This is a genomic window from Lacticaseibacillus hegangensis (assembly GCF_003946465.1).
Classification (GTDB): Bacteria; Bacillota; Bacilli; order Lactobacillales; family Lactobacillaceae; genus Lacticaseibacillus; species Lacticaseibacillus hegangensis.
Genome location: NZ_RHOL01000043.1, coordinates 1 through 21,198, shown reverse-complemented (window position 1 = coordinate 21,198; position 21,198 = coordinate 1). Strand labels below are relative to the sequence as shown.

Sequence of the window (21,198 nt, the reverse complement as noted above, 5' to 3'; positions counted from 1 at the left end):
TCGCAACGCTCCAAACGTTGCTTTCAGACCGGCCAGATGCGATTTCATGTCCCAAATACCGAGGTGAATAATCCAGGATGCATATTCTGACCGGGACGACCTCTTCTGTCAACTATGCTTGGGCCATCAGAAAAGAGGTCTTCACCATGAAAGAATATCTTGCTAATCACCAGTTCCGCGCGCTGGCTAATTCCGATTTTCTCAGTGCCATCGGTTCCGTCCTGTTCAACCTAGTCTTCCTGATCTACGCGCAGACGCTACCGTTCAAAACGCTGGCCCTGTCGCTGGTGTCGATCATCAACCTGCTGCCAACACTGTTCCTGATCCTAAACGGGTACTGGGCGGACCACACCGACCCGCGGCGCCGCTTCAAGCTGGTGGTCGGACTGCGCGTCGTTCAAGGCCTACTGTACGTTGGGCTGGCCTTCCTGATTCGCCAGCCGGGCACCCTGCTCACCTTCGGACTGCTGCTGGCCATCAACTTCAGCTCCGACCTGATCGCCAACTTCACCTCCGGCCTGCTGCTGCATTACGAGAAAACATTCATCAAGCAGGACGCGTACGCCAGCGCCATGGGCTTCAGCAGCGGTATTCGCAACGTGATCTCCATGGTCTTCCAAGCGTTCGGCGCGAGCCTGATTCTCATCCTGCACAACAACTTCGCCCTGTTCGGCTTGATCAACGCAATCAGCTTCGTGCTGGCTGGCGTCGTGCTGTGGCATGACCGTCACGCCTTTACCCAGGCGGATTCAGACGAACACGCCAAAAAGGTGCAGGCCCCGGCCGCACCGGCCGAAAACGTCAAGACCGGGATCTTCCGCGCCTTCGCCTTGCTCTACGAAGAGAAACCAATCTTCGCCATGGTTTTCCTGGCGATGGGCGTGAACACGCTTGGCACCTCAATGGACGGCCTCACCTCAGTCCTTCTGGCGAACACGAAAGCGCTGTGGCTCGGCACGTTTGGCACGACTGTCGCCGCAGTCAACATCGTGGGTGCACTTTCGATCACCTTGGCGGCCTTATTCATGCACGACGGCTTACAACACGTTCCGCTGGCTGCCCTGACCGGCATCACGATGGGGTCACTGGTCGTTTTTGCCATCAACATGGTGTGGTGGCAGCAACCGGCAGTCATGCTGGCCAGCATGATCGTTGCAAGTTATCCAATCGGCAAAATCAACCCGCGCCTGCAAGGCATGATCATGGGTAAGATCGACGACCAGCACTTGGCCGCGACCTCCTCTGTGATCGACACGGCTTCCCTTGTCGGCGCACCGCTGGGCACCGTGATTTTCCTTGGCATCGCCAACCTCAGTTCACCGCAAACCGCATGGATCGTCTTTGGCGGCTACGCGGCACTCATGGTCATCGCCGCCACACTGTGTGCCATCAAATGGCCGGACACCGAGGCAGTGGCAGCCGAGGCCTAATCGTCAAAGCTCTGGCAAAACCGGATCGCCATCCCCCGTAAACCGGTTACGTCGGCATTGAGGAAAGAGAGTCATATCATGAAACAAAGCATAAAACTACCACTGATTGGAACCATCACCTTTTCGCAACTGGGCAGTGCTATCTTGAGTTTCGTCCTGTCGCTTGCGGTACTGAAAGAAACTAAGAGCGCCACTGCGTTTGGCCTGGTCGTCATGGTCAGTTCAGCCATCTCCATCGTCGCCAGCCCGTTTCTGGGCGTTCTGGTCGATCGGCTGAACAAGCGGCTCGTCTTGTTCTGTTCGCAAGTGATCAGTATCGCCGCGCTGGCCGCCTTCTTTATCTATCTCAAAAGCGGCGGCACCACGAACGTCATCGCGGTATGCACGCTGAACGTTTTTCTTGAACTCAGCGATAGCTTGTACGGTACCGCACTACTCGCCAGTGCCGTGCATATCGCCTCTGATGAAGGCGAGTTGACGACGTTCAATTCCCTGGATCAATCGTTCACTGCCCTTTGTTCATTAGTGGGTCCGCTGGTTGCAGGCGCGCTGTACCAACTGCTTCAAGTCACCACGTTCGTGTGGCTGGAAATGGTGAGTGAAGCCTTGGCGCTGGTTTTTGTGATTGCGATTCCGATGCACAAAAAGGCAATCGCGATGTCCGAGGCTGACGAAGAAGCGGACACTAGTCTTTGGCTTGGCGCGACGGTGCGCTATTTGCGGCACCAAAAGCTGATCTTGCTTTTCGCCTTTGGCATGTTGCTGCTGAACCTGCTGTTTGCCTCGCTGGATGTCGGCCTGCCATACCTGATGGTTCGCTACTTCGCCGGCCACACCATGATGATTGCAATCATCGAGGTGGCAGTACCAGTCGGCCTGATTTTAGCGTCAATCATTTATCCGATGATCAATTACAAAGGAAAATTCTTCCGCCCCGTCTTTCTCGCTTGGACCGGCTTTGCCATCGTCCTCGCCTTGCTCGGGCTGAGCATCGACCTGTTTCACAACAGCTTCCTCGGTTTCTCCAGTCTGCTGATTGCCGCGACCTTACTGTTAGGCGTTTCGATTTCCGTCGGTAAGATTCCGCTGTTGAGCTACTTTGAAACCCGCATCCCTGCACATCAGCAAGGACGTGTCTTCTCTCTGCTGGATTCATTAGCTCAGGTCACGACGCCCGTCGGCACCGTGCTCTACGGGGTGCTGTTTGACCACGCCGATGCCGGCCTGGTTTTCCTGGTTTCTGGCGTGCTGTTGGCCGCTGCCGTTGCCGGTATCTTCTTGGTCGGCCGACCCACATTGCGCACGTTGGTCCAGTCGCCGGTCAAGACCACCCCAGACGCTGGGTAATTAATCTGCTGATCATGCTCATGTGGGCTGGCCTAACCAGTTTGAACAAGGCCATAGGTTTACCTTCTGATGATATATATGTTATCGTGATAGCCATCGAAAAAGGCTGAGTTCGAATCTTACACAAGGCCGAATGACCATGATGCGTCCATAACGTTCTATCTTGTCTTACCCGAAGGCACTGGGCGAAACGAATTCGGACTGAATTCGAAAGCGAGGAAAAACGATGACAGCAAAAACTACCAAAATTAATGACATGATCAACAAAGACCTCAAAGATCCAGAATTCAAAGCGGAATATGAGAAGCAGATGGCGTCACTGGAAAGCGCCGCTGCGATTATGCAGGCCCGTGAGGCTGCGGGCGTCACACAGCGTGAACTGGCGCAGCGCTCCGGCGTCCCACAAGCCACTATCGCCCGTATCGAACGAGGGGCCAACACTAGCGTTGCAACGATGACTAAAATCGCTGTGGCGCTGGGAAAAACAGTAAAAATCGAGATTGTTTAAAACAACCCTCTAGTCATTTCAGTTGATAACAAGAAGGGTATCACTACAAGGAATCCAGCAAAAGTTGTCGTTTGGCCTGCTGCCTATGAAGAAGCTGCAGGCCTATTTTTTACCGTCGGTCCAGAACCATCGCATTGCCGTATTGAGCGCCCACTGATTTAAACCCGAACTGCTGATAAAAGGATTGCGCCTGCGCCGTCGGTTCGGCGATCAACACTACCTGGCCAACGTTGGGAAACCGACCCAGCATTTGCTTAACCAGTGCAGTACCGATGCCCTGATGCTGACGTTCTGGCAGCACCAGCAGATCTTGGAGATACAGAACCGTCTCGCCATCTGAGACACCGCGTGCGAGTCCTAACACTTGCTCCCCTTCGAGCGCAGCCAGGCTGGCCGCTTGCCGAATTGCGCGTTCTGTTTTAGCCCAATCATCGAGGTAGCGAGTCCAGCCATTTTGTTCATACAAAGGCTTGAAGTCAACTTTTCCAGGTGAAACCTGCCAGTGATAAGTAATCATGCTCACGCCTCCGTCTGCGGTGATCGATTAACACCGCCACACTTATAAAACCAGTGTGCCTTACCGATTCCAATCAATCAATGGCAGGTTATGTCTCCCTGCTACCCGCCTCTAATTCACAAACACGGCCTTCTTCTCAAAGGCTGTGTTGGCTCTGTCGCTAGTATTCTCGGTGTTGCTGGAACGTAGGCGGCCACTGCATAGGCTGACGAGTTTGATTAGTTGGCCTGATGAACCACGTACACCCGGATAGTCATTCTGAACATTATTGCCGCTTCTGACCCATATGCGCTTTTTGTTGACACTTCCAAACCCAAGTTATATGCTTAGCCCATCAAAAATAAAATCTTCACAAGGAGGCAACCCATGATGACAAACTTTAAGACGGTAACATCGCAAAGTTTAATCGTGTCGCGTCGGCTGACGCGTAGCCTCCCTGGGGACAAGCTCTAACCATTAATTTTCGCCTCTAGAGGACCTTGCAGCAAGCCGACTCGTGTTGGCTTGCTTTTTTTTGTGCCAAGATTCTTTGGAGGCTTTCATTTGATAAAAACTGATTCAACTGTTGTCCGTGGCCAGGTTTCTTTCCAGGCCCAGGACCGTTTTGACCTACTCGCAGGCGGTGAGACACTGCCGGCAACGCTCAGCGGCAATTTTCGCCGCACGCTTAAGCAGCAACACACCCAACTGGTGGTCGGCGACTGGGTGAGCGGCACGCTGCAAGCCGGCAGCGTGCGCATCACAGCGATGCAGCCGCGCACCAGCCTGCTGGCCCGCAGCACGTCGAGCCGTTTTCGCGAGTCCGGCGGCCAGGCCATCGCCGCGAATCTGACCACAGTCGTGATTGTCACCAGCGCCAACCACGACTTCAACCTCGAACGCTTGCGCCGCTACCACGCAATTGCCACGGTCAGCCGCGCCCAGCCAGCATTTCTGATCACCAAAACGGATCTCATCAGCGGCGCCGCCTTGGCCAAGCTGACCGCCCAGCTCACCGCGACCTTTCCAGGAACCGCGGTGTACACGCTCGGCGCCGATCAGGAACCGGCCGGGCAGCTGGCGGGGCTGCTTCAACCCAACGCGTGCCTGGCCCTCATCGGTTCATCCGGCGTCGGCAAGTCCACCCTGGTCGGCAAGCTGACCGGCGAGGCCCTGTTCACCAAAACGATTCGCCAGAATGACGCGCACGGCCGCCACGCAACGACCAATCGCCGTCTGTTCGTCCTGCGCACCGGGACTCGGCTCATCGATACCCCAGGCATGCGGGCGGTGGGCGTGGCCGCGGCCAGTGCCGGGTTCGCCGCACAGTTCGCGCCGCTCGAGGCCCTCGCGGCCAACTGCAAGTTCCGCAACTGCCGGCACGTCAGCGAGCCGGGCTGCGCGGTCAAGGCCGCAGTGCAGGCGGGCACGCTGCCTGAGGCCACTTATCAGGCCTACCTGAAGTACCAGGCGAAGAAGGTGCGTTAAAATGCGCCTTAATCAGTATTTTCTGCGTCACTGGCGCATGGGGCTGCTGGTCTCGGCCCTCCTGGTTGCCGGCACGGTCCTCAACACGGCCTACACCATCACACTGGGAAACATTCTCACCGCGCTAGGCCGCCGCTCGGCATCGGGCACGCTGATGTGGCTGGTGGCGACCGCCATCGTCCTGGCCCTCTTTTCGCTGCAGCATTACCTTGAGCCCGTGGCCGAAACAGCGGTCAATGAGGCGATGGGCCTGAGCGTGCGGCGCGACATCACCACGCGGCTGGCGCGCACCAGCGCTGAGCAGTTCCATCAGCAGCCCGTTCCGGAGTACGTGTCGTGGCTGACCAACGACCTTTCGACCATTAACGATTAGGGGTTTGAGAACACCTGGATGGCGGCGGGGCAGGCGTTGCAGGTCGTCATCGGCGGCGCGTGCTGCTGCACTACAATTGGTCGCTCACTGTTCTGGTGTTCGCGCTGAGCCTGCTGATGCTGCTGGTTCCCCGCTTCTTCACGAAAAAAATGAACGCCGCCAACGCCGCCGTCTCAACGGCAAACGGCCGGCTGACCACGGTGGCGACGGATCTGCTCAACGGCTTCGGCCAGCTGCTGATGCTGAACCAGACGCCGCGGTTAACGGCCGGCGTGCAGCGAGCCGGCAAAAGGCGCGCCGAAAAACGCGTTGCCTACGCCAAGGCCAGTAATCTGTTTTACTCGGTGAACCAAGGGGCCGTTTCGGCCTGCATGCTGGCGGTGCTTGGCCTGACCGGCTATCTCTACTTGCAGGGCAAAGTGCCACTGGGCGTGTTCTCCACCAGCGAATCCCTGGCCGGCGCGATTTTTAGCTCAGTCATGGGGCTGACCGAAAACCTGGCGGAGCGCCAAACCGTGCAGCCGCTTTTGGATAAGTACCAGGACGTGCCAACCACCGACGACACGGCTGGCCAACCCGTTGCGCCGCTGCACCAAGCCTTAACGCTCAACCGTGTCGGCTTCCGCTATCCGGACGCGAACCAGCCGACGCTGGCCGCCGTCAGTTACGTTTTCCGCGCCGGCGGCCATTACGCGATCACGGGACCCAGCGGCATCGGCAAGTCCACCCTGCTCAAGCTGATTGACGGCAGCCTCACCCCCACTGCCGGTCGAATCGCGTTTGACGGCCAGGAGCTGATGACGATTGCGCCGCGGTCCCTGCACGAACAGATTGCTGTGGTCGACCAGCAGCCGCTGCTGTTTAACACCACGCTGAGAGACAACCTGTTGCTCGGTCAGCAAGCCACCGCCAGCCAAATCACGGCCGTGCTCGACCAGGTTGGCCTGACAAACTTTGTTGCCACCCTGCCAGAAGGCTTAGACACCAAAGTCGACTTTGCCAGCACCAATCTTTCCGGTGGCCAGAAGCAGCGCGTGGCGATTGCCCGGGCGCTGCTGGCCAATCGCTCAGTCCTGCTGCTCGATGAGGCCACTGCAAGCCTTGACCCTACCTCTGCCGTGGCCATCGACGAGCTGACCCTCAGCCTGCCGCTGACCGTTATCAGCGTCACGCATCACCTGACCGCGGCGACGGCCAAGCGGCTAGACGGCATTTTAACGCTGGACTCACCGTCAGCTTAATCAGGTATAATAAAAACATTAATTGGACCGGCCCGAGCGGTCAGCCACCAGTCAGGAGATACTTATGAAAATCAGGCCCTACCAACCCGCCGATGAACGAGCCTACCTCAACACCGTCGCGCTGGCCTACATGCACTCCCAGTTCCGCGATCAGATCAGCGACCAGCGCGATGCGTTCGGCGAGGCGGACGACTATCGCACTGTGATTTCGCTTGTTGCGACCATGGACGGTCTCGTCGTCGGTGCCATCGATGCGGGCGTCTTCAACGACGACCGCGCCCAGCACGATCTCTACGTGCAGCATCAAGGCCGCGGCAGCTACATCGAAGTGTTTGCGGTGAGCCCCTCTGCGCAAGGGCAAGGCATTGGGCGGGCACTGCTCAAGGCGTGCCTGGCCAAGTTGAAAACCGCCGGTGCCGATTTTGTCGAGATCTTCACCCGCAGCGATGCAGCCGCTAACGGCCTGTACCAGAGCCTCGGGGGGCGGGGGATCGCGCATAACTGGCGGGCGCTGGCCACGCCGAAAAGCTACCAGGCCCCCAAGGCCAAATGGGCGCTGGACGAGGGCACCCAGGAGCTGGTCCTCACGGCAGCGGCCGGGCGCGTCGAAGCCTTGCCGCAGTATCCGCAGTGGGTCACCTTTTTCACCGAGGCGGCCATGGCCGACTACACTATCGCCGAATCGTATCGCGAACGCACCTACTTGCTGAAGTTGTAAACCGAAAGAAGGCACCATGATGCAAATCACTCAAACACCAACGCTGACCACGGCCCAAACCGCGGCGGCCAAAGCCTTGATCAAGGCGACGCAGGCCGCGGACGGCACGCACCGTGATCCGTACCTCGAGAACGATTTTAACTTCGATCAGACTATGCCGGCCTTTTTCCTCGCCGAAGCCGCGGGGCAACTGGTTGGCCTGCTGACGCTGTATGCCGATGACGCGCCAGGACCGGATGGCGTGGTGGACGTCAGTATCCGCGTGCTGCCAGACTACCGCAGGCAAGGTGTTGCCACCGCGCTGTGGCAGGCGGCAAGAAAAGTACTGCAGACAGCTGGCTATCAAAAATGTGAATATGCGACCGAAGCCGCTTTTCTGAGCAGTCATCCCCAATTTTTGGAGCAGACGCAACTAGTAAAAGATTCCACTAGCGAAATTGGTCTGATAGCGCCTGCCGGCAGCGGCAAAGCCACCGATGACGTGCTCACAGTCGCCCCGCTGACCAGCAGCGACATTGAGACCCTCCTGCCGCTGTATATGGAAGCTTTCGCAGACGAAAGCGGGACTGACGAAGACCAGGCGCGACGCTACCTTGAAGTTGCGCGGACTGACCCGGCGGTCGCCTCGTTTGTCTGCCACTACCAAGGCCAGCCCATCGGCTACTGTGCGGTGGATCTGGACGACTACGACTACTTTTACGGGCTGTTTATTGCCAAAGACTATCGCAATCAGGGGTTTGGCAGCCGCTTCATCCAACTGATGATGGGCCAGCTTTCAGCCACGCGCCACAAAGACTTTCGCCTCGACGTCGACAGCGACAATCCCGCCGCCTACCACGTTTACCGCAAGGCGGGATTCAAGCCGCTGACCGAGACCTTTTACCTCAGTGCGCCGACTGGCCGCTGGGCGCTCAAGGATTAACCCCCAACATTGCCTGAATTGTTAGTGATGCCACTTTGGAGGAATGAGATGCCAAAACTTCATTTTAACCCCGCCAAGATTCTGCTTGGCTGCAGCGGCCTCGCCATCCCCATCTCTGCCCTCCTCACCTTACCAACAATCGTTCCCTGGCAAGTCTTCCCCATTGCAGACGCCTCTGCTGAAAAAGACTTGATGACGTGGCAGTTGTTTCCAAGGCTTGGCACCTTTTTCTTCGTGATGTTCATTCTTTCAGTGGTCGTGTTTTCGTTGGGCCTTCTGTTGCGCCGCGCGATACTGGGAAAAGTGATCGGCGCGCTTGCGCTCCTATTAGCGCTGGGCGTCAGCGGCCTGGCGTATCAGCATCTAACCCAGTTCAGCGGTAAGGTCACTGCGCTTAACCTCTCCGGTAACCCTCGCGACAGCGTGATCGACGTTCAGATCACGACTGGCTACTTTAAGGGGAAGCACCTGCTGTTGGACGACCCCACTTGGGATGAGTTGAGCCGGGTTGGTCTTCATTCGAAGGTCACCGTGCGCACCTGGGTCGTGCTGCCAGTCGCGTACAACTCTGACATCAAGGCCATCTCGATTCGCCCTCAGCACTAACGTAACTCAGCGTATTGCTTGGCCATCACGGTATTCTGTGCCAGCCAAGCTGTTTCTTATAGCGGCTAAAGGCCTGATTGGCCTCGCATCAACCAGCGACAACTTATATCAAAATCGCCAGCCTCCATTTTCGGAGACTGGCGATTGTTTTAGAGGCAGAAATTTGTTCGAAGCCATGCTTGGATTAAGAATATTAGCTCATGGGGGCCAATATGTGCGCCGGCGTTAACTGATAATGTAGCACGTGATCCGCCTGCAGCTGCGCGTCGTCAAAGTGGTGCGCAGCCTCAATAATCGTGTTCGGCAAATGATAGATCAAGTTGCGGATCTGCTGAGCGTTTCGGTCGTCCAGCCCGGCCGTGATCTCATCCAGCAGCATGACCGGGCGCTTCCGCAGCAGGCCTCGCGCAAGTGCCAGGCGTTGAAGCTGGCCGCCAGAAATGCTGGCCTGATCAGGCGCGATGACACGGTCCAGCGGCTTATCCCCGAGCTCTGTGGTCAGACCCACTTGGCTCAACGCAGCCAGCAGCGCGTCATCGGTGAACGTTTGGCCCAGCGTCAGATTTTCCCGTACGGTACCAGCAAAGACCCACGGCGTTTGGTTGATGTACGTCGTTTTCGCCGGCGCTGGCGCTTCACCATCCACTAGGACGCGCCCGTCCGTGGGCTGCTGCCAGCCGCCAAGCACGCGCAGCAGCGTTGACTTGCCGCTGCCCGAGGGACCAGACACTAGCAGTTTGGTGCCAGGAGTCAGCGCCATGTCAGTTGCGGCGAGAATCGGCTGGTCGCCATAGGCAATGGTCACGCCCTGAAGGTCGATTTGGCCCTTACCTCGGGTCGGTGTGCGCTGGCTGAGCAGCGGCGTTGGCGCTTGCGGCAGGTGTCGCAGCTCGCGCGTGCCGGTCAGCTGGCTCCAGTACTGGATCAGCATGCGAATATTCATGGTGACATGATCGACCGACAGCAGCAGGGTCAACAGCACGCTAATGGTAACACCAAAGCCGCCCACATGGATCAGCCAAAAGCCGATCGCCAGCGGCCCAATCAGCGTTAGCACGGTGAGCATCCAGTTGCCGTACTGCACGCGCAGCTGGCCGTTGGTCTGCTGCTGAAGCCGTTTTTCACTGACGGCCAGCCGCTGCTTCACCCGGTCGAAAAAACTGCCCGCCGCTTGGTACTGGACCAGATCGCCGCGACCCTCGAGCCAGTCGCTGCCGGCGGCCAAGGTGGCCGCATTGGCAGTGCTCCAACGTTTACCCAACGCCGCCAGCTTGGTCTGGCCAAATAGCATTGGCACCATCGTCAGCGCGGAAAAGGCGATGCTGATGAGTCCCATCATCCAATTGGTCACCAAGACGAATATGGCGGCTGTAATGGCGCCAAAACCGGCGGACAAAATCGCGAGGATGACCTCAAAGTAGCGACCTTGAATCTGCGCGGCATCGTTGGTCAGGCGATTCAGCCCGGCCGAAGGGGCCTCACTTGTCTCAAAGCTGACCGTCAGCAGCGTTTCTTTCAGTGCAATGTTCAGCCGCCTGAGCGCATCTTGGATCAGCAGCTGAAAAATAAACAAGCAGGTGTACGTCCCGGCGTACGCGACCAGCGCCTGGCCAAGATACTGATAACGCTGGGCGGTTGTCGCCTGGGTCAGGCTTGGCAGCCGCCCCAGCACGAACCCGTTCAACACCCCTTCAAAACTCCCCAGTAGCGCAAATATAAGCAATAAGACAATTTCCCAGTGCGGCAGCCGTTGCAGCACCCATTTTACGTTGATCATCATGTGAACCACGTCCTTTCATGTTGTCAGTGTATCTGGTACACTGAGCGCAACGCGAAAGAGGTGACAGAAGTGGCAGGAGAAGTTGGTAAGCTATTGCGAGCCGTGCGACTGGGCCAGGGCATGCCACAGGCGCGCCTGTATGATGGTCTGCTCAGTCAGCGTCAGGCGATCCGGCTCGAATCGGGCAGCAATGATCTCAAGGCGGAGCTGCTGTTTCCCATTCTGAAGCGGCTGCACCTGTCGGCCGATGAATTCGCCGCGCTGCTGGAGCAGGAACAAGGGGCTGCGCTGGCTGAGGCCAAGCCGCTGCCGCCGGTGCTGGCCAAGGCACTTGCCGAGTACACCGCCTGGGGCGACTGGCCGCTGACAGAGGCGGAACGCGCCGCGATCACTCGGTACGCGCTGACCGCCCCGGTGACGACGCTCGCCCAAATCGAAGCGATGATTCCGTTGATCCCGGTTCTTCCTGAGCAGGCGGAGAAAATCTGGCGGCGGCTGCAGGTTTTTCAAAACCTACCGCGCTATGAGCAGCTGGCCAGTTCGTGGTGCCACACCCGCCTTTTCACCCTGTTGTTCATGGGTCGGCAAAAGGCCGCAAGTCAGGTCGTCAGCCGCTGGCAGACGCTCTCTCACTTGCCTGGTGACGCCAAACAGGTCCGGCTATTCATGACCAAGCTGACCGCCGCGCTGCCAGACGCCAGCGCCGTGTATGCAGCGACGGATCCCATGATCACCGCCTGGCGCAACTTTAACGAACCCGTCATGGCGGACGGCATGATCGACAATCGGCGACACATCCTGAGCAGCTTTAACGTCCACGACGCGTGGCGCGATCAGGAAATTGGGGCGGTGGCGAGGCTGCTGAAGGCAATGCCGAAAGCCGCCCTGGCGGAGCTGGACACGCCTGCCTACCTCGCCAAGTTTCCCGGCTTAAATGAGGCACTGGCGCAGCGCCACGCCACCCTGGATGATTTTCTCGAAGCCAGATAAAACAAAAGCGGCCGCACACTGTGAAGGGTGCGGCCTTGGGGGCTCTACGCTGGAGTGTCTAAAGCACTCATAAAGGTCTATTTTTCATTGTTTAGATTCTTATACCAGTCATCCACACTATCGAAACTGTCGTATTCGCCACGGCTAATCTCATCGTGGGCACGCGCCGTCGCCTCATCAAGCAAGTCAGCGGCTTTACGAGCCCGCGTCTTGGTTACTGAGTCAACTTCGACTATGATTATCGCTTTATTCTTTTTCGCCATGGTATCATCCCCTAGATCAAAAAATATCATGTTGAGCAACAGCCGGCCACTGGTAGTCTGTTTACAACCAAAATTAGGCAGCAAACTTAACTGTGCCTTATCTGGCACTTCATGAGAGCTCTTGATTTCAGTTATTTCGGCATCGTACTGGACTTGGAAGTTAAGCCGGGTTTCCATAGCCCCCATTTGCATGGGCAAGCTTATCAGCGGTTGCAACACTGACACTATCCTGACCATCAATCAAATGACTGATCAACTTGCTTGAGACCCCGAGGCGGTTAACGAACTCCGCCAGAGTCATATTCAAGTCGTCAACAGTCTCTTCAACGTAAGCACGTGGGCAGAAAACAATCAGGCATTGATAGTCAACTGTCTTACTCATGATGATTCTTACCTCTTCTTGATTCTACCGACAAAAAAGCCGCTGTATGTCGCGCTACAACGGCTTTTGGTGACAATATGTCCCCATCTGATATACATTATCATATCATGATACACAATTTCTCACAGCGCTAAAGATCAAACTATCAAATTCAAATCTGGCTAAATATTAAACGCCGCCTCGCCTTTCGCCCGCTCGGCCTTGATCTTATCTTCGGTGTAATAAGCCGCCTGGGCGTTGAACAGATCACGATACAACCCGTCCTGCGCCATTAGCTGCTCATGGCTGCCCATCTGGACGATCTGCCCGGCCGCCATCACCGCAATTTGCGAGGCAAAGCGGGTCGCAGACATGCGGTGAGAAATATAGATGGCCGTCTTGTCTTCAACCAGCTGGTCGAAGTGTTGATAGATTTCATATTCGGAAATTGGATCCAGCGCCGCGGTCGGCTCGTCCAAAATGATGAATGGGGCGTCCTTGTACCACGCCCGGGCAATGGCGATTTTTTGCGCCTCACCCCCGGAAACATCGACGCCGCCGGAATCAAGGTTGCGCGTCAGCGCCGTGTCAATCTGTTTCGGCATCGCCTTGACCCGGTCCGCCACCCCGGCAACCGTCAGTGCTTGCCACACCCGTTCACGATCGGGGTGCGGCGAAACGGCCACATTTTCCGCGACGGAAAACGCGAAGAGCTGAAAGTCTTGGAACACAGTCGCAAACAGCTGCTGATACTCGGCCAAGTTGTACTTTTGAATGTCGAATCCATTCAGCGTGATGGTACCGGACGTCGGCGTCAAAATGCGCAGCAGCAGCTTGATCAGCGTCGTCTTGCCGCTGCCGTTGCGGCCCACGATTGCCAGCCGCTCGCCGACCTTGAAGCGCAGGCTCACGTGCGAAACGGCGTCCTGCTTATCACCCGGATAACGGAAGGAAACGTCATGAAAGACGATCTCAAACTTGTGATCCTGCCGCTTTTCGACAGGGATGGAGCCAGTCGCGGGCTGGTCCGGATAGTTGAGAAACTTGATGTAATCATCCATCGCCTGCTCGGTCGTCTTCTGAAACGCGCGCTGGCTCATGAAGGCCGCCAGGGCGCGCATCAACTGCGTCAGGTACCCGACCGCCAAGACGACCATCCCCACCGGCAGCGCCCCACTGAGCGCCTTGATACCGATCAACAGGTAGAAGCCTCCAGATAGCAGGACCAACAAGGCATCGCCGGCATGCATCATGGCGTGCATCCGAAAGAAAACCTGGGATGTCTTGGTGTTGGCCGCCTCTTGCGCCTGACGCATGTGCGCAACGGTCCGATCTTCCGGATCATAGATGCGAAGATGTTTCCCATTTTCGTACGGCCAGGTCAAATCGTTCAGATAATAGTTCATCTGGTCGTTCACGCCGATATTGACGTCATAAAATTGCTTTTGATAGCGCTGGGACCGGAGCACCAGCCAGTATGAGAGGCCAATCCCAACCGCGGTAATGGCGACCAGCGCCAGGACGAAGGGCCAGCCAGTCAGCCACGGCTGCGTTGCTTTAGCGGTCACAATGGGCCCCAAGACCACGGCCGCCGCGATCACCGCCACCCCCAGGTTCAGGCTGTTCATCAAAATCTCGTTAAAGTACGAGTGAAAACTCCCCGTGTACATCCAGCCGCTGGAGGCCGCCGCGTACTGCGCCCGAAAGTCGCGATCGTTAAAGGTTTCGTTGGACACATCCGTCAACTTAGCGGTGGTGCGCTCGTTGATCCGATTCTCAAAATCCCGCGTCGCGACTTCATAGCTCACCGCGCTGGCTAGGTGCAGCGAAGTGACGACGGCGATCAGCAGAATAAACACCGCCAGCTGGATGATCAGCGGCCGCAGCGCTGTCTGCTGCGTCACGGCATTCAGCAGCCAGCCCAGCAAGGTGGCGACTAAGAGCGGCACTGCGGTGCTCAAGAGTGCATTAACGGTCGACCGCAGTAAGATCCATGGTGACACCGTCTGAATGAAGCGGAAATAATCAAAAGATTTCTTCATCATGGGTCACCTCCTTTTGATAGTATTGGCTCTGAACCTGATAGAGCTTGGCATAGGCACCGTTTTGCGCCATCAGCTCGGCGTGAGTGCCTGCCTCGTTAATCTGGCCGCCTTGCAGCAGGAAGATTTTATCCGCAAACTTGGTCGAGGCCATGCGGTGGCTGATGAAGATACTGGTTTTCCCAGTTGCCATCGCTTGATACGCCTGATACTGCTCACGTTCGGCGATCGCATCAAGGGCCGCAGTCGGTTCATCCAAGATCAGGATCGGGGCGTCGCGGTACAGCGCTCGCGCCACCATCAGCTTTTGCTGTTGGCCGCCGGAAAGGTTGACGCCATCCTTGTGCAGCTTGTCCGTCAGCTGGGTGGCCACCCCATGCGGCAGCTGAGCAACCGTGTCCGCCAGTCCAGAAAGGGCCAGTGCGTGCTGCAGCCGCTTGGCATCATGCGGCAGATCCATTTCGATATTCTCCTGAAGCGTCCGGCCAAACAACAGTGCATCCTGGAAAACCGGGGCAAACTGCGCGCGCAGCTGCAGGTCAGGGACGGTTCGAATCGGCACCTCATTGAGATAAATCGTCCCTTGCTCGGGCTTCAAAAGCCCCATCAGCAGCATCGTCAGCGTAGTTTTACCGGCACCGTTGAGGCCGACCAGTGCCACCTTCTGCCCGGCCGGAATCGTGAAGTTCAGATCCTTAAGCACTGGCTTTTTGGCGTGCGGATACGTGTAGGTCACGTGGTCAAACCTGATGGTGTATGGCGGCGTCAAGCCCGGTACCGGTTGCTCAGCGACTTTTGCCGGCGGCATTGCCTGCTCCGCGAATTCACTCAGATCACGCTTTGAGACTTGCCATTCGCTCCAATTCGTCAACAGCGCGGTCATCTGCTGGCCGATCTGCCCAACCAGCCCAAACAATAAGGTGAAAACGGCAAGCGACACGTGGCCGTTGAACAAGATGTAAATCAACCCGCCGTAAATCAGTAAGTCCCTTACCGCGTTCAGCCAGGTGCCCCCGAGTTTGGCGAGCAGCTCGCGGTGCCCCAGCTGCTTGCGAAACTGCAGCTCTTGTTGCATCAAGGCGTGATAGCGGTGCTGATACCACGGCCCCATGTGATACAGGCGAATATCCTTCCCGTTTTTCTCCTCGTAGGCCGAGTTGCTGATGTAACTCTGCTGATTCCACATCTGCTCTGTCTGTGCCCGCTGAGCGCGGATGTACCGCCGATATCCCTGCATGAGGGCGTTCGCCCCCCAGGCGGCGGCAATGGCAACAATCGGGATCCACCAGACGTAATAAGCTAGGGTCACACTGAGGATGATCAGGATGGCTGCGGCGTTGAGCAACGCGCTTTCCTGCACGATGACTTTACTGCCCGCAGCGTCGTCCCCGTAGATGGCATACGCGATCAGCCGCTGCCTGTGTTCGCGGTACTCGGGCTCGAGGATCCGCTCATACGGCCCTTCGATATAGTCTTGCTGGGCAGACACGATCATCAGCGTTCTGACTAGCATCTGCCGAATGAGCAACATCGCATTCGTCACGGGCAAGACCCAGCCAATCAGGGTTTGCGCGCCAATTAAACCGACAAGCAGCAGGACAAAGTGATTGATCGTCGTGTGCGCAACCAACGCCTGCACCAACCACGCTGGAATCGCAGCCGCCAGCAAGGTCGTCGCCAGCTGACAAAGCAATATCATGATCATTTGGCCGGTAAACCGCATTGGTTTGGCCTCTTGCCGATACCAGTGCATCAGCGACTCTGTTGGTTTTTTTCTCATTTGATTCCGCTCCCTCGTAAATAATGGCTCAAGCTTATGGTGCTTATCCTACAAGGAAAAACCGCTCGTGCCAGGTTTCTCGCACGAACGGTTCAAATTCGCCCCTGAATGGTCACTTTGCTTTGGTGACATTGCGCAGCGGCAGCAACACCTCAGTTGCAAAGACGCCGTCCTCATACTGGCGGTTGATCACCCCATGGTACTTGGCCACCAGCGCATTGACGCGGCGAATACCCAGGCCGCGCCGGTCGTTTTTCGTTGACGCATACTCCGGGTCGATCTGCTGGTCAGCGCGGCGCGAGTTGGTGACGCTGATATAGAACTGCTGCTTGATAATGGCGATGTACACCCGCATACTGCGCATTTCACTTTTCGGCTGCTCCATTACCGCCTCAATGGCGTTGTCCAAAATATTGCCGATGATCACCACCATATCAACATCATCGATCAGCGGCTGGTTACCGACGAACGCACTGACGTCGATGGGAATGTCGGCGTTTAACGCGATGGTCAGCTTGGAATTGATCACCGCGTCGAGCATCGCGTTGCCTGAGTGGACCACCGTATCGATTTCATCGAGCTTGTCTTCCAGCTGGTTCAGATAATGCTGGGAAGCTTCCGTGTCGCCTTGTGCCAGTTGGACCTTCAGCACTTGCAGGTGGTCATGGTAATCGTGCCGCCAGCCGCGCACCCGCGCATAGAGGTCATCAAGCTCCTTGACGTAGCTTGCCATAATTTGATCAAGCGACCGCGCCACCTCGGCATCATTCGCATGGAACAGGTACTGATGAATATAGGTCATCAGCCCGCCCACGCCTACTAGCAGTGCGCAGCCTAACAAGAGGGACAGTCCGCTGGTCGTCAATATCACCCCGAGGGCGAGGCAGTCTAAGCCTGCGACCAGCCCGATCAGCACGACATTGCGTTCACTAAACGCCAGTCGAATCATTTCACCCCCGGTAAAGCCCAAAGCCAGCGGCCAAATGCTGGCCCAAAAGCTGCCTGCACAGGCGCCGACAAGCACCGCGGCGATCAGGAAGTCCTGCGGTTCGCGCCGCTGCCAGCACGCCCAGCCGGCCAGGCCAACGGCGAGCAACCCACCCCAAGGGGTCCAAAAGCTGAGCGCCGCGCCAAGCGCTGCCAATAGCCCTTGCAGCCAGAACTTGGCTTTTAGCCTCGGCAGCAGCCCAAGGCCGAATGTTAATAGGACAACACTTGCGTCATTCATGAGCCAACCCCCGATAATGGGCCAGCAGTGCTTGGCGCACCGCCTGCTTCTGCCCCCGCGCCACCGGCAGCGTGGTACCGTCATTCAGCGTCAGCTGGGCCCCATCCAAGGCGGAGACGTACCCTAAATTGACCAAGTAAGCGCGGTGCGTTTTGACGAAGCGGTCATCCAGCTGGGCCGCCAGTTCACTCAGCGGCTGCTTCACCATCACCACTCGCTCCTGCAGGTGCAGCAAGCAATCATGCCCTTGGACCTCGATAAAGCGCACATCGTAGAAGAACACTTTCTCCAGGCCAGCGGTCGTTTGGACCATCAGTGCCGGCTGCAGCTTGGCCTTGGCCACCTTGGCGAGCAGTGGCAGCAACTTTTCCAAAGTCAGCGGCTTCAGCCGGTAGCCGATCGCCGACACATCGTAGCCGTCGAAGACATACTGGTCGTAGTTACTCAAAAACGCGAGCGGGAGGTCGGCATCCTTCTGCCGAATCTTCTTAGCAGTCGTCATGCCATCGATGCCAGCCAGGCGAATGTCCAGCAGGACCAAGTCGAAGGTATGTTCAGGCAGCGCAAAAAGCAGCGCCTCGCCGCTGGCAAAACACTGCCATTGCAAGTCGCCCATTTGCTCAGCAGCCGCACGAAAAACGGTCGTGATGGCCATTTGCGTGGTCGGTTCATCTTCGACAATCGCAACCTGCATGCTGCGCCCCCTCATTGTTTTCTAATCTTCACTCCATTGTACCGGTGATTCGGGAACGCTGCCAACTTAATTTTGGAACTCCCACTATCGGGCGCAAAAGCGACAGCAAAAAGGACTCTCTCTATTTACAGAGAAAGTCCTCCGCCAGGGTAGCTAACTATAAGCCGTTAACTCACCAATATTGGTGACACGTTACTGCTCGCCTTTGGCCTTCGCCACCGCCTGGGCCACCGCTTCCTTCAAGGCGTTGCTGGTCACCGATGCGCCTGACACGGCATCGACTTCCGGCGTGTTGGCTGCCACCATTTTCGCCGGCAGCTCTTGGATGGCCTTCAGACCGACATCCCCGCTTTCGCTTTGCTGCAGGACTTCGACGTCTTGAATCTTGTCATCCTTGTAGGTCACGCGCACCACTAGGCGGTCGCCCATGCCGTTGTCGCTCACCCCAATGTACTGATCCGGGCCAACTGGATAATCCGTTGCGGTGGTCTGCGAATACGCGGTCACGCTGGAGGTTGCCTGGTGCTCAGAGGCGCTTGTCGACGCGTCCGGAGTGGCTGCCGCCGGCTGGTTGGTTGTCGCAGCCTTTGCGCCGCCTTTTGGCCGGGCCGCATTCTCGCCAGCGATTTTGCCCCAGATCAAGCACTCGGCGATGTTGTTGCCGCCTTGGTAGTTATTGACGTTGATCCCGCCAAGTTCACCGGCGGAATACAGGTTCGGGATCGGCTGGTTGGCCGGATCCAGGACCTCGGCACGAGTGTTGCGCTGCGGACCGCCCTGCGTGTTCAGCATAATCTGCTCCAGCGCGATGGCGTAGTACGGACCGTCATCGAACGCCCGCATCGTTGCCGGGTCGCGGCCATACGCGTAATCCTCGCCAAGTTCAATGAAGTGGGCAAAGTTTTCCCCGGTCTTGGTCAGAATCTGCGGGTCGGCCCCGATCAGCTTGGCCAGATCCGCCAGCGAATCCGCTTTGATCGCCACGGCATCGAGGTCGACGCCGGTGACGCCTGCCTGCTTGAATGCAGCCATCTGCGTCGCGTCAAAAATCAGGTGCGGGTGGTCGTTGGCCACTGGCACCTTCCAGTCGCCGTGATAGTAAATGTGCCCGTGCCGGTTGGCCTCGGCCTCGTTGAAGTAACGGCTGCCGTCATCGCCGGCGACAAAGACGCTGCCGTTCGCAATGTGCGGCCAGCGCTGCAGCAGGCCGCGCTCGCCCGGCTTGGTCGCCAGGGTCAGGCCGTGCAGCAGGCCAATCGATTCGTAGTTTTGCATGTGCCACATCTGGGCGCCGACTTCCTCGCCCAGCTTGATGCCAATACCCTTGTTGTACATCGAGCCAACCGGGGCCAGGTGCGCGACGCCGAGGTAGTCCTGCACCATTTTTCGGTTGTTTTCAAAGCCGCCGGTGGCCAGGACGACCCCATTGACTGCACGGATGTTTTTCAGGATGTGGTCGGTTTCGATTTGCGCGCCGATCACCGTGCCGTCTTCGGCCTGCAGCAAGTGCTCGACCGGCGAGCTGTACCAGACATCGATCGCCTTGGCGCGGTCGGTGACCTGCTTCTTCAGCACCTTCCAAAGCTGTGCATCCAGGAACCCGTTGTGGACCAGCAGCATGTCATAGGACTCACTGCCGGGATATTCCGGGTACTCGTGCACCATGCCGGTGAGATCGACCTTACTGTGATCCCAGTCGTGCGCCACGCTGAACGGTTCCACGCCCAGGTACCGCTTCAGGTAGTCGCGCATGTTGACCATGCCGTCGACGTAGGTGTCGATCATGTCTTCGTCCAGGTCCATCGGCTCGGACATCTTCTTGTAGTACGCCTTCAGCTGATCAAAATCCTCCCCAGACCCGACCAGCTGGCCGGCGTAGCGCGTGTTGCCGCCCTCGTGGCCTTCCGGCGCGGAATCGACCAGCAGCACCTTGGCCCCGGCATCGGCGGCAAAGCGGGCCGCCGTGGCCCCGGCGCCGCCGAACCCCAGCACGACCACGTCATAGGTGGCATCCCAATTAATCGTTTTCCCTTGACTCATGTCTTTCTCCTCCTTGGGCGCCTGCCCGATCATGCGAATGAATGCCAGAAACTTGTCGAAACACTGATCCAAAAATTGAACGGTCTTGGCGTCGGTCAACGCGCCTTGCTGATCGAACGCCGTCTGGCAGTTCGGCAGCATGAACTCGCAGCCCGGCATGACGCACGCCTCAACGCCCGGCGCGTCCAGAACGTGGCGCAGATCCATCTGGGCCCGCACCGTGCCCTGGAGGCCGTATGACGCGCCGACAATCATGACCGGCTTGCCGGCCAGCGAATGGTAACTGGACGACAACCACTCGATCGCGCTTTTGAGACTGGCCGTCATCGAATGATCGTACTCCGGCGTCGCGATGATGATGCCGTCGGCGGCCTCCACATTGGCAATCAGCGCCTTCACGGTGGCCGGAAACTGGTGCAGCAGATCCTCGTTAAACAGCGGCAGGTCGCGAATCTCCTGACACTTGATCGCGGCCTGTCCGGCGTAACGCTGCTGCATGTACGCCAGCAGCTTCCGGTTGTACGACACGCTGGCATTATTGCCAACGATTGCTAACAACTTCACTAAACTTACCTCCTCACACTCACCGAATGGCGCGGCCCCCAGTCGCTCAACGCCTACCCGGCTGACCCCGCATAAACGGTGACGGTCAGGCGTGCCGAGCCATTCACAAAACCTTCTCAACCACTTAACAGCTAAATTATATTCCCCTGTCTTGACGCCCCGAAAGCATTTGCACTTCTCGAATGTGAATTGATCCACAACTGCTTGGTGCGCGGGACGGCAGGCCCAAGGCGAGCCCGATCGGGTCCAGAATAAAAACCACCCGTCGAACGGGTGGTTTTCTCTGGGGCTATAAGCCCCTGTTGCTGGCTGCGTCTCAAGGCGCTG

Annotated in this window: 19 protein-coding genes; 10 read left to right on the top strand and 9 right to left on the bottom strand. The window is 57.6% G+C overall.

The window, feature by feature from the left end; translation table 11 throughout:
- The first annotated feature begins 146 nt into the window (after positions 1-146).
- The 3 genes from EKM86_RS11275 to EKM86_RS11265 all read left to right on the top strand — a co-directional run bounded on the left by EKM86_RS11275 (position 147) and on the right by EKM86_RS11265 (position 3,285).
- Positions 147-1,430 (top strand): MFS transporter, encoded by a 1,284-nt coding sequence (locus tag EKM86_RS11275; protein WP_125758062.1) that lies wholly within the window; start codon positions 147-149, stop codon positions 1,428-1,430.
- 78 nt (positions 1,431-1,508) lie between these two features.
- Positions 1,509-2,777 carry an MFS transporter gene (locus tag EKM86_RS11270; protein WP_125758060.1) on the top strand — a complete coding sequence of 423 codons (1,269 nt, stop codon included), beginning with the start codon at positions 1,509-1,511 and terminating at the stop codon, positions 2,775-2,777.
- Between the two features lie 226 nt (positions 2,778-3,003).
- On the top strand, positions 3,004-3,285 hold the full coding sequence (locus EKM86_RS11265) for a helix-turn-helix domain-containing protein (protein ID WP_125758058.1): 282 nt from the start codon (positions 3,004-3,006) through the stop codon (positions 3,283-3,285).
- Between the two features lie 109 nt (positions 3,286-3,394).
- Here EKM86_RS11265 and EKM86_RS11260 read toward each other — a convergent pair whose 3' ends face one another.
- Positions 3,395-3,802 carry a GNAT family N-acetyltransferase gene (locus EKM86_RS11260; RefSeq protein WP_125758056.1) on the bottom strand — a complete coding sequence of 136 codons (408 nt, stop codon included), beginning with the start codon at positions 3,800-3,802 and terminating at the stop codon, positions 3,395-3,397.
- 543 nt (positions 3,803-4,345) lie between these two features.
- On the opposite strand from EKM86_RS11260, the gene rsgA reads away from it, so the two are divergent.
- From rsgA to EKM86_RS11230, 6 genes are all read left to right on the top strand, one after another.
- Positions 4,346-5,269 carry a ribosome small subunit-dependent GTPase A gene (gene rsgA, locus EKM86_RS11255; protein WP_164506266.1) on the top strand — a complete coding sequence of 308 codons (924 nt, stop codon included), beginning with the start codon at positions 4,346-4,348 and terminating at the stop codon, positions 5,267-5,269.
- A gap of 1 nt (position 5,270) precedes the next feature.
- Entirely contained in the window at positions 5,271-5,642 is a 372-nt protein-coding gene (locus tag EKM86_RS11250; protein WP_125758052.1) for an ABC transporter ATP-binding protein, read from the top strand.
- 59 nt (positions 5,643-5,701) lie between these two features.
- Entirely contained in the window at positions 5,702-6,883 is a 1,182-nt protein-coding gene (locus tag EKM86_RS11245; protein WP_125758050.1) for an ATP-binding cassette domain-containing protein, read from the top strand.
- A 64-nt stretch (positions 6,884-6,947) separates the two neighbouring features.
- Positions 6,948-7,601, top strand: a complete 654-nt coding sequence (locus EKM86_RS11240; protein WP_125758048.1) for a GNAT family N-acetyltransferase — start codon at positions 6,948-6,950, stop codon at positions 7,599-7,601.
- Positions 7,602-7,617: 16 nt separating this feature from the next.
- Positions 7,618-8,523 carry a GNAT family N-acetyltransferase gene (locus EKM86_RS11235; protein ID WP_125758046.1) on the top strand — a complete coding sequence of 302 codons (906 nt, stop codon included), beginning with the start codon at positions 7,618-7,620 and terminating at the stop codon, positions 8,521-8,523.
- A 48-nt stretch (positions 8,524-8,571) separates the two neighbouring features.
- Positions 8,572-9,129, top strand: a complete 558-nt coding sequence (locus EKM86_RS11230) for a hypothetical protein (RefSeq protein ID WP_125758044.1) — start codon at positions 8,572-8,574, stop codon at positions 9,127-9,129.
- 193 nt (positions 9,130-9,322) lie between these two features.
- On the opposite strand, the gene EKM86_RS11225 is transcribed toward EKM86_RS11230, so the two are convergent.
- Entirely contained in the window at positions 9,323-10,909 is a 1,587-nt protein-coding gene (locus EKM86_RS11225; RefSeq protein WP_125758043.1) for an ABC transporter ATP-binding protein, read from the bottom strand.
- 69 nt (positions 10,910-10,978) lie between these two features.
- Here EKM86_RS11225 and EKM86_RS11220 point away from each other — a divergent pair, with 69 nt between their 5' ends.
- Positions 10,979-11,899, top strand: coding sequence for a helix-turn-helix domain-containing protein (locus tag EKM86_RS11220; RefSeq protein ID WP_125758041.1), 921 nt, complete (start codon positions 10,979-10,981; stop codon positions 11,897-11,899).
- Positions 11,900-11,976: 77 nt separating this feature from the next.
- Here the strand turns inward: EKM86_RS11220 and EKM86_RS11215 are convergent, their stop codons facing one another.
- From EKM86_RS11215 to EKM86_RS11185, 7 genes are all read right to left on the bottom strand, one after another.
- On the bottom strand, positions 11,977-12,348 hold the full coding sequence (locus EKM86_RS11215; protein WP_164506265.1) for a hypothetical protein: 372 nt from the start codon (positions 12,346-12,348) through the stop codon (positions 11,977-11,979).
- Entirely contained in the window at positions 12,323-12,544 is a 222-nt protein-coding gene (locus tag EKM86_RS11210; protein ID WP_125758037.1) for a helix-turn-helix domain-containing protein, read from the bottom strand. Before EKM86_RS11210 ends, EKM86_RS11215 begins: the two co-directional genes overlap by 26 nt.
- A gap of 161 nt (positions 12,545-12,705) precedes the next feature.
- Positions 12,706-14,568: an ABC transporter ATP-binding protein gene (locus tag EKM86_RS11205; RefSeq protein ID WP_225419412.1), complete on the bottom strand. Its 1,863-nt coding sequence runs from the start codon at positions 14,566-14,568 to the stop codon at positions 12,706-12,708.
- Positions 14,549-16,345: an ABC transporter ATP-binding protein gene (locus EKM86_RS11200; protein ID WP_125758035.1), complete on the bottom strand. Its 1,797-nt coding sequence runs from the start codon at positions 16,343-16,345 to the stop codon at positions 14,549-14,551. Before EKM86_RS11200 ends, EKM86_RS11205 begins: the two co-directional genes overlap by 20 nt.
- A gap of 112 nt (positions 16,346-16,457) precedes the next feature.
- Positions 16,458-17,573 (bottom strand): sensor histidine kinase, encoded by a 1,116-nt coding sequence (locus EKM86_RS12615; protein ID WP_318530650.1) that lies wholly within the window; start codon positions 17,571-17,573, stop codon positions 16,458-16,460.
- On the bottom strand, positions 17,566-18,267 hold the full coding sequence (locus tag EKM86_RS11190; RefSeq protein WP_164506264.1) for a LytR/AlgR family response regulator transcription factor: 702 nt from the start codon (positions 18,265-18,267) through the stop codon (positions 17,566-17,568). Before EKM86_RS11190 ends, EKM86_RS12615 begins: the two co-directional genes overlap by 8 nt.
- A 192-nt stretch (positions 18,268-18,459) precedes the next feature.
- Positions 18,460-20,871: an NAD(P)H-dependent oxidoreductase gene (locus tag EKM86_RS11185; protein ID WP_125758031.1), complete on the bottom strand. Its 2,412-nt coding sequence runs from the start codon at positions 20,869-20,871 to the stop codon at positions 18,460-18,462.
- Between the last annotated feature and the right edge of the window lie 327 nt (positions 20,872-21,198).